The 3,448-nt window shown below is 58.4% G+C and carries 2 protein-coding genes and 2 pseudogenes; 3 read left to right on the forward strand and 1 reads right to left on the reverse strand.

The genetic code is table 11. The annotated features are described in order from the left end of the window. Positions 1–302 (forward strand): hypothetical protein (locus CVS28_RS20025; protein ID WP_207797266.1); only part of this gene is annotated, 302 nt, incomplete at its 5' end. Between the two features lie 17 nt (positions 303–319). Here the strand turns inward: CVS28_RS20025 and CVS28_RS19315 are convergent. Then, a pseudogene (locus CVS28_RS19315) lies at positions 320–2,080 on the reverse strand (AfsR/SARP family transcriptional regulator). Positions 2,081–2,394: 314 nt separating this feature from the next. On the opposite strand from CVS28_RS19315, the gene CVS28_RS20280 reads away from it, so the two are divergent. Together CVS28_RS20280 and CVS28_RS19320 are read left to right on the forward strand one after the other, a co-directional pair. Continuing rightward, on the forward strand, positions 2,395–2,607 hold the full coding sequence (locus tag CVS28_RS20280; RefSeq protein ID WP_243399986.1) for a hypothetical protein: 213 nt from the start codon (positions 2,395–2,397) through the stop codon (positions 2,605–2,607). Between the two features lie 47 nt (positions 2,608–2,654). Next, positions 2,655–3,209, forward strand: a pseudogene (locus CVS28_RS19320) (SDR family NAD(P)-dependent oxidoreductase). The last annotated feature ends 239 nt before the right edge of the window (positions 3,210–3,448 follow it).

Below are 3,448 nucleotides of genomic sequence, written 5' to 3' on the forward strand. Positions count from 1 at the left end.
TCAGAAAAGCAAATCCACTAAACAGCGAACCAACCAACCAAAACACCACAAAAACACCGGAAAACCGGCATCAAGTAGGGGGTTTTTCGTTCCCCCAACGAGCGGGGCAACTCGAAAAACAATACACACCTTTTCGCTACTTAGCCAGCTGGAACGGTGTGACCCTGCGCACCTGCCGTGGGCTGCTGTCCATTGCTGCGTGGCCGGCTGCGTGTCCGGCTGCGTTGCAACGTTTAGTGGCATGGCAGGCAAGCCCCAAAAGGCTCATCTCAGTCGAACAATTCAAGGACGATTTGTCATGACCCGGTATCTGAACTGCTCACCATCTCTTCTCTAGTGTTTCCTGCCGTACTTTCGCTCCAGCTCTGTGTCCGGGTGATCTGCCGAGGAATACGGTTCGGCTGAGCTTGAGTTGGAGGCCGTCGATACCGGACGCCGGCACTGCCTGTCTGCTGCGAGCCGAATACGGACGATTTTTGAAGCAACCGCGATGCGGCTGCCCCACCAATCGAGCAAGTCGGTTGTAGCTTTGGCGATTAGCAGATGGTCGGCCTAGACCTGGTCGTCGATGGTGAAAGACAGGGCTAGTTCGGTCAGTAACGGCACGATTGGTCTCAAATCGACGGCCCCACTGCCACTTGCGCGTTCTCCGGCCGCCGGCACGAGAGCAAGGTACGAACGTAGTCCGGTTTCCGCACTCGATCGCAGCAAGCCCAATGAGTAACCACGACACTTCGGTCATCAGATCGTGCGGCGGATCTGGAATAGTATCGAGAGCTACCGAGGCTTCTCCATGGGATCCCTTCCGGACAAGAAGGAGGGGCCGGAACCATGGTTCGTAGGGCCCAAAATCTCCGTCAGGCAGCTCCGTCCCAGTGGGAACGGCAGCTGTCAGTTTCGCGATGGCATTCAATCCGATCCTAAATCCAGGCATTTCAGTTCCACCTACCGGTTGCGGACCGCGCATGAATGCCCACCGAAACCAAGCAGTGAAGAGAGAAGCGAGCGGCCGGTCGAAGCGGGCCGCGAGCTTGTCAATACTGTCGGCCTCTTGTGAGGCAGCGGCAACATCATTGAGTGCACAAAGTGCCTGCATCCTGATCAATCGCCCCTGGATTTCGAAAGTCGGCAACTCCGCTTCCAGAGCGATGGCAAGGCTCTCAGATCCGATTGCTTCTCGTCTCAGCGCATATCCGGACGTGTCGAAGGTTTGCATGTAGCAGGCGCTGAGCGCGAAGCACAGTAGCGGAGCATCGGCGAGCCGTCGGGCGGTTCTTTCCGTCTCTTCGGCCACCGCGAGCCGGCTCGCGGAGCCTCGTGACTCCATGGCAATCGTGGCAAGCAGCCGCGCACGCACCCGGTCCGAAGTATCCGATGGCAGAACCATGAGCGTCCTAAATGCTGCCTCAACGATCGATGCAGACTGCATCGGATCGTCCGATCGTGTCCAGATTCCGGGAACATCGAACCCACCTGTGACACGTGCAGCCAATTCAGGATCACCAAACTGCTCGGCCGCAACGATTGCTGACATTCTTTGTTCCGCCGCGAACTCGACGAAACCGGACACTGCGAGTACTGGAAGAAGCACTGCCACACTTTCGAGCTGGGATCGCGCACCGGTGCGTGCACTGGCAGTGACTGTGCGTGACAGGATCCAACCACCGTCGTAGGCGAGGTTCAACGAAGGATCGTGACGCATGATGCCGTTCTCCAGCTCAGTCAACCGATCACTGGGTTCAAACCCCAAATCCTGCAGCAGATTTGAGCGGGCTTGGGCGATTACACCCAGAGCGTCGGCCTGGCGTGAAGACCGATACAGGGCGAGGGCGAGCACCCTCCAACCTTCTTCCCTCCATGGATGCTCGCCGATGTGAGCACCGAGCATCGTGACAACTGCTTCCGGGCGACCGATTGCAAGCCGTGATTCTGCCAATTACTCGACTGCTCCTGCTCGCAGTTCAGCTATCCAGGCCCTTTCGGTCTTGGTCCAGGGGCGGCTGCTGAACTCCTCGAAAGCGTTGCCTCGCCACTCCGCCAGCGCCATGGTCAACAGCGATTCGCGCGCCTCCGAGCCCATTCCACCTGCAGCATCAACAGCATGCTCGACCTGCCAGAGAACCACAGCGCCAGTGGGGGCGTCCTCCCACAACCCGTCAACCGGCCTGACCGTCGAGACCGTCCTACCGTGAGCCGCCACCAAGAGACCAAGGGACCACGGGACCACGGATTTCACGATGTCGTGCTTTTGATTGGGGCGGAGAATTGCCGTCGATCTCCGCACCGATCGGCCCAGGGATACGGATTCGAAGGTAACTCACCCGCCCATTCCACTTCGCAAGCCTTCCCGCTGATCGGCGGCTGATCCACGTGTGGCATCGTTACATTGGAGCCGTGCTGGAAATACCGGCGCCGGATGCGGTCGCAGTTTCGGCATGCGACGTGAAGGAGATAGACATGGACCTGCAGCTCACCGGCAAGAAGGCCTTCGTAAGCGGCTCAGCCGAAGGCATCGGCTATGCAATAGCAAAAGCGTTGGCAACAGAGGGCGTGGACGTAATGACTAACGGCCGTGACACTGTGAAACTGTCGGCGGCAGTGGCGTAGCGGCAGATTTCACCGATCCCGGCCAGGCTGAACGACTATGCGCTGAACTGGATGACATCGACATCCTGATCAACAATGTCGGACTGTTCTTGTTGAAACCTTTTGCGCTCATCTCGGATGACGATTGGCGGATGTACTTCGAGGTGAATGTCCTCAGCGGAGTGCGCCTCGCCAAGCACTCGATGCCGGCAATGTTGGATCGAGAATGGGGCCGGATCATTTTCGTAAGCATTGAATCGGCAGTCAACAACCCCGCCGACATGATCCACTACGGCACCACAAAGACGGCGATGCTGGCGGTCGGAAACGGCCTGGCCACGCTCACTAAGGGCACCGGTGTGACGGTGAACTCGGTACTTTGCGGACCCACGTACTCCGACGGTGCAGCTCAAGCGGTCGAGGGCCTCGCGCAGTAATCTGCTACTAAAGTCAACGAGATGAAAAGGGCAATCATAGCGACGAACCAGACTTCACTCCTGGAACGCTTCATAGAGCCGGCCGAGATCGCGAACATGGTCACATTCTTGGCAAGCCCTGCAGCATCCGCCACGAACGGATCGGCCGTGCGCGTCGATGGAGGAGTACTGACAGCCATGCTTTAACAAATCGGGCTGCTGCTTGCCACAGCAACCAACAGCCACCACTGGGTCCGCGCCTGGCCGTGCCGGCACACCAACCACCACCCCGGACCTGGCCGGCTGGCGGATCGTGTGGTGTTAAACATCTGACCCGCAGTAGTGGTCGAAAAAACGTGTTTTTGGCGTGTTTTTCGACTGCTACTGCGGGTCAGTTTGTTGTTTTAATGAAGGGAGGCCCCACACCGTGGTGTGGGGCCTCTACC

The organism is Arthrobacter glacialis, assembly GCF_002909415.1.
GTDB classification, from domain to species: Bacteria; Actinomycetota; Actinomycetes; order Actinomycetales; family Micrococcaceae; genus Specibacter; species Specibacter glacialis.